We start from the raw sequence: 5,370 nt of genomic DNA, 5'->3' as shown, positions 1-5,370 counted from the left end.
CCGTCTGAAACGGAGTCAGGAGCTTCAGACGGCCTGATTTACCGAATTATTCGGTAGCGGCTTCGATTTTTTCTCCAACATGGCTCATGCCGCGGCCTACTGCATTGCCGCCTTTTTTAACGGCTTCGCCGGTTTTGTCGGCAACGTGTTCTGCCGTTTCTTTGGTTTTATCGGCTACACGCTCGGCAGTCTCTTTGGTTTTGTCCCAATTGCGGTTGGTATCGTCTTTTGCACCGGACCAAGTGCTGGAACAAGCTGACAGGATGAGGGCTGCGGCAGCTAATGCAAACAGTTTTTTCATACTAGATTCCTTTCAAGTTATCAATGATTAAGAAGGTTTTCGGACGTTTTTCGCAATACAATAGGAAAACTTACTTGAGCAAGGTATTGTTTCAGACGGCCTGATCAATAAAGGCCGTCTGAAAATACTTTAAGCCATAGTGCGGATATCGGTAAAGTAGCCGGTCACTGCGGCTGCGGCTGCCATGGCAGGGCTGACGAGGTGGGTGCGTCCGCCGTTGCCTTGACGGCCTTCAAAGTTACGGTTGGAAGTAGAGGCACAACGTTGTCCCGGGGTCAGGCGGTCGGCATTCATGGCGAGGCACATAGAGCAACCCGGCTCGCGCCATTCAAAACCGGCTTCTATAAACACTTCGTGCAAGCCTTCTTTTTCTGCCTGCTCTTTAACCAAACCGGAGCCGGGGACAATCAATACGCGTTGTACATTGTCCGCTTTTTTGCGGCCTTTGGCGATAGCGGCGGCTTCGCGCAAGTCTTCGATACGGCTGTTGGTGCAAGAACCGATAAAGACGATATCGACAGGGATTTCGTTTAATGGCGTACCGGCTTCCAAACCCATGTATTCAAGGGCGCGTTCCATGCCGCTGCGTTTGACCGGATCGGCTTCTTCGGCAGGATTAGGCACTTTGCCGCTGATGTCTAAAACCATTTCAGGCGAGGTGCCCCAAGTTACTTGAGGCTCGATGTCTTCGGCTTTGAAGTGGTATTCTTTATCAAATACGGCACCTTCGTCAGACACCAGCGTACGCCAGTACTCGACGGCTTTGTCCCACGCTTCGCCTTTAGGTGCGAAAGGTTTGCCTTTTACATAGTCGATGGTGGTTTGGTCGACGGCAACCATGCCTGAGCGCGCACCGGCTTCGATCGCCATATTGCACAAGGTCATGCGGCCTTCCATAGAAAGGCTGCGGATGGCTTCGCCGCCAAACTCGATGGCGTAGCCCGTACCGCCTGCCGTACCGATTTGGCCGATGATGTAAAGTGCCACGTCTTTGGCAGTAACACCGGGTTTCAGACGGCCTTCAACGGAAATCAGCATAGATTTGGATTTTTTTGCGGTAATGCACTGGGTCGCCATGGTGTGTTCGACTTCGGAAGTGCCGATACCGTGCGCCAATGCGCCGAATGCGCCGTGGGTAGAAGTGTGCGAGTCGCCACAAACGACGGTCATGCCGGGCAGGGTAGCGCCTTGCTCCGGGCCCATAACGTGCACGATGCCTTGGCCTTTATCCATAAACGGGAAGTAGGCGAGTGCGCCAAACTCTTTAATGTTTTTGTCCAAAGTATCGACTTGCAGTTTGGAAATCGGATCTTGGATACCTTTGTCCCAGTCGCCGGTCGGGGTGTTGTGGTCGGCTGTGGAGACCACGCTGTCGATACGCCAGAGTTTGCGGCCGGCCATTTTCAAGCCTTCAAATGCTTGCGGGCTGGTTACTTCGTGAACCAGGTGGCGGTCGATGTAAAGCAGGACAGTGCCGTCTTCTTCTTCGCGGACAACGTGGCTGTTCCAAAGTTTATCGTAAAGGGTTTGTGCGCTCATGATGAGTATTCTTTGCTATTGGTAGGTATGAATGATGGTTTGCGTTTATGGGCGGATTTTAGGCTTTTTATAGGGGCTGCGCAATAGAAATTTGTCCAATTTTTAAAATTTGTCGCAAAGTTTCAAAAACGCTTATCAAAAATTGGACAAATTGTAGAATTGTTAACAAAAAGATGCATCTTATCTGAAAGAATGCTTGTCGAAATGCACTAAAAAGTTCTATCATTCTCACTCAACATCCACACTTACCAAGAGGTATAGAGAATGAAATTACCGGTAATGGCTCCTGAGCATCTGACTCAATTACGGGAATTTGAGAAAAAAGTCCTTGCCAATCATGCCAAAATCGAAGCATGGTTCCGTTCGCATTGGAACGAACACCGTCCGCCGTTTTATGGCTCGGTTGACATCCGTAATGCCGGTTACAAAATTTCATCTATCGATATGAACCTGTTTCCGGGCGGCTTCAATAATTTGAATCCCAACTTTATCCCGCTGGCGGCGGTTGCCGCGCAAGATGCGGTACAGCGCGCATGTGAAACGGCAAAATCCGTATTGATTATTCCTGAAAACCACACGCGCAACACATTCTATCTGCAAAACGTTTACGCCCTCAGCGAGATTTTGCGTTCGGCAGGATACGAAGTGCGCTTGGGCAGCTTGAATCCTGAAGTGACTGAGCCAACCGAGTTTGAAACCGCATTAGGCAACAAAATTTTGCTTGAACCTTTATTGCGTACCCGTGAGCGTGTACATCTTGCCGACGGTTTCTCGCCTTGCGTTGTTTTGTTGAACAATGACTTGTCTGCGGGTGTTCCTGAAATCCTTAAAGGTATCAACCAAACCGTTTTGCCTCCATTGCACGGCGGCTGGACGACTCGCCGTAAAACCGAACATTTCGGCGCGTACAACCAAGTTGCTGCCGACTTTGCCAAGTTGATTGATATCGACGAATGGCAAATCAATCCTTATTTTGAAAAAATCAGCGGTTTGGATTTCCAAGAGCGTGAAGGCGAGGATGCGTTGGCAGACGCGGTAGAACGCGTATTGGCGAAAATTCAAGCCAAATACGATGAATTGGGCATTACCGACCAGCCTTTCGTTATTGTGAAAGCCGATGCAGGTACTTATGGCATGGGCGTGATGAGCGTTAAATCTGCGGATGAAGTGCGCGGCTTGAACCGTAAAAACCGCAACAAAATGGCGAAAGTCAAAGAGGGTTTAGAAGTTAGCGAAGTCATTGTCCAAGAAGGTATTTATACCTACGAAACCATGAACGGCGCCGTGTGTGAACCTGTCGTTTATATGATGGACCGTTTCGTTATCGGCGGTTTCTTCCGTGTACACGAAGGCCGTGGTGCAGACGAAAACCTCAACGCCGGCGGCATGGTATTCGTCCCGCTGTCCAACAGCATCCCCACCGGCAGCGGCGACAATTCCCAAGAAGCGCCCGAAGCCTGCAAGCGCGTATTTGAACAATGGGACTCGCTCGGCATGCCACGTTCTGAAAAAGACTGCGACGTCGACAATGAACACAACCGCCTCTACGTTTACGGCGTAATGGCGCGCCTGTCCTTGCTTGCTGCCGCATTGGAATTGGAGAAAACCGCGCCTCAAGCCTAATAAAGCATAAAGCGTTGATCGATATTGTCAGGCCGTCTGAAAATTTGTTTTCAGACGGCCTTTTCTGTCTGTACAATTCATTCTAACTAAAAAACATGATTTATTTTTATGAGCAAACCAGCCAATCCAGTTGAGACAACCGACAATCTGCAAGACCAAACCATGCAGCGCAGCAATACCGACAATGCGCCGCGTTCTGCTATCCATCAAACCTTGTATTCCGCCGATACCTTTGTTCAGCATGATTATCTTGCCGGAAAAAATTTGCCCGATATTGCCCATCCGCAAGAAGGTCAAATCAACTGGCTGCATTTTGTCGGTATTAATGATGTCGTCTTGCTCAAACACGCGCTTGAACCTTATGGTATTCATGAGCTAGTTATTGAAGATATTCTCAGCCGCAAGCAGCGTCCGAAAATCGAAGACTACGGCAACTATGTATTTACTGCCGCACAGGTATACCACTATACCTCTACGGGCAAACTCCATTCTGACCAAGTGTATGTGATTATCGGCAAAGATTTTGTGTTGTCTTTCCAACAAAAACCGTTGGGCTTGTTCAGCCATCTCCGTCGGCAGATGCACGAAAATCCGCACAATATTTTGAACAAAAATACGGCGTTTCTTGCTTATTGCCTGCTTGACCGTATTGTGGACGACTATTTCATTGTTTTGGAGTCATACAACAACCGCGTCGAAGTCATAGACAAGTCCCTGTTTAAAAATGAAAACAGCGATATTCTCAGTAAGATTCACCGCCTCAAGCGAGATGCCGTCCGTCTGCGACGCACGCTTTTACCATTGCGCGATGTGTTCTATCAACTGGCCGTGCGCGGCGATTTTGCCATTTTCAAAGGCGAGTCGACCGTCTATCTGCGCGACGTGTACGACCACAATATGCAACTTATCGAATCGCTTGATGCCTCGCGTGATATGGTGTTGAGCATGATGGACATTTACCTTTCCTTCCAATCCAACCGCATGAACCAGCAAATGCGCGTGTTGACGGTTATTACCATCATCTTTATGCCGCTGACCGTCATCACCGGCATCTACGGCATGAACTTCGACAATATGCCCGAGCTGCATTGGCATTACGGCTACTTCATGGTTTTGGGTATGATGCTGTGCATTATTATCGGACTGCTGATTTTCTTCTCACGTAGAAAATGGCTGTAAACAGGAAGGCAATGGGTTGAAATTCAACGATTAAAAACGGTAGAATGATTTTGCACACGTGCAGTCTGAAGTTTTCAGACAATTTTAAAATAAATATCAAAAGGAGAATAAACGATGAAACCGGAACGCCAACTACCTTCCCATGAACTGATTATGTCCGAACTGATGATGCCTTATACGGCAAACTTCAGCGGAAATGTTCACGGCGGCGATCTTCTGCGCCTGCTCGACCAAGTAGCATATTCCTGCGCCTGCCGTTACAGCGGTACCTATTGCGTTACTCTGTCTGTTGATAAAGTATTGTTTAAAGAGCCTATTCATGTCGGTGAGTTGGTAACCTTTTACGCCAGTATCAACTATACCGGCCGTACTTCTATGGAAGTCGGTATCCGTGTGGAGGCGCAAAACATCCACACAGGCGAAGTGCGTCATACCAACAGCTGCTACTTCACCATGGTTGCCGTTGAAGACGGTAAGCCGGTTCCTGTACCACCTTTGGAAATCAATACACAGCGCCAACGCTGCCGTTATGAAAGGGCTAAAAAGCGTAAAGAGTTGAGTTTGCAGGCTGCGAACGAAGATTCTGGCTGCAACTAAATTAAATTTATTAAATAACGAAGGCCGTCTGAAATCCTGTTTCAGACGGCCTTCACGCAAAAGCCATAAACCGCTTGTTTTGTGGTAGAATCAACAAGATTTTTGCCATACGAAATTACAGATAATCATGA

5 protein-coding genes are annotated in these 5,370 nt (G+C 48.3%); 3 read left to right on the top strand and 2 right to left on the bottom strand.

Features of this window, described 5'->3' with window-relative positions; genetic code table 11:
- Nucleotides 1–46 precede the first annotated feature (46 nt).
- Both ACTHUE_RS10400 and leuC read right to left on the bottom strand, forming a co-directional pair.
- Entirely contained in the window at nt 47–301 is a 255-nt protein-coding gene (locus ACTHUE_RS10400; RefSeq protein WP_049335219.1) for a hypothetical protein, read from the bottom strand.
- 129 nt (nt 302–430) lie between these two features.
- Nucleotides 431–1,840: a 3-isopropylmalate dehydratase large subunit gene (leuC, locus tag ACTHUE_RS10395; protein ID WP_049335217.1), complete on the bottom strand. Its 1,410-nt coding sequence runs from the start codon at nt 1,838–1,840 to the stop codon at nt 431–433.
- A 264-nt stretch (nt 1,841–2,104) separates the two neighbouring features.
- Here leuC and gshA point away from each other — a divergent pair, with 264 nt between their 5' ends.
- From gshA to ACTHUE_RS10380, 3 genes are all read left to right on the top strand, one after another.
- Nucleotides 2,105–3,463, top strand: a complete 1,359-nt coding sequence (gene gshA / locus ACTHUE_RS10390; RefSeq protein WP_004520351.1) for a glutamate--cysteine ligase — start codon at nt 2,105–2,107, stop codon at nt 3,461–3,463.
- A gap of 108 nt (nt 3,464–3,571) precedes the next feature.
- Entirely contained in the window at nt 3,572–4,642 is a 1,071-nt protein-coding gene (gene corA / locus ACTHUE_RS10385; RefSeq protein WP_004520352.1) for a magnesium/cobalt transporter CorA, read from the top strand.
- Nucleotides 4,643–4,756: 114 nt separating this feature from the next.
- The gene (locus tag ACTHUE_RS10380) at nt 4,757–5,239 is read left to right on the top strand and encodes an acyl-CoA thioesterase (RefSeq protein WP_003686444.1); all 483 of its coding nucleotides are present in this window, start codon (nt 4,757–4,759) and stop codon (nt 5,237–5,239) included.
- The last annotated feature ends 131 nt before the right edge of the window (nt 5,240–5,370 follow it).

It is taken from the genome of Neisseria sp. P0021.S005 (assembly GCF_051956955.1).
Note: the sequence above shows the minus strand (reverse complement) of the source record. Positions and strands in the feature narration are given on the sequence as shown.

What these genes read in the sequence shown, in the direction of transcription:
- corA (WP_004520352.1), top strand. Translation starts at nt 3,572, where the DNA reads ATGAGCAAACCAGCCAATCCAGTTGAGACAACCGACAATCTGCAAGAC.
- ACTHUE_RS10400 (WP_049335219.1), bottom strand. Translation starts at nt 301, where the DNA reads ATGAAAAAACTGTTTGCATTAGCTGCCGCAGCCCTCATCCTGTCAGCT.
- leuC (WP_049335217.1), bottom strand. Translation starts at nt 1,840, where the DNA reads ATGAGCGCACAAACCCTTTACGATAAACTTTGGAACAGCCACGTTGTC.
- gshA (WP_004520351.1), top strand. Translation starts at nt 2,105, where the DNA reads ATGAAATTACCGGTAATGGCTCCTGAGCATCTGACTCAATTACGGGAA.
- ACTHUE_RS10380 (WP_003686444.1), top strand. Translation starts at nt 4,757, where the DNA reads ATGAAACCGGAACGCCAACTACCTTCCCATGAACTGATTATGTCCGAA.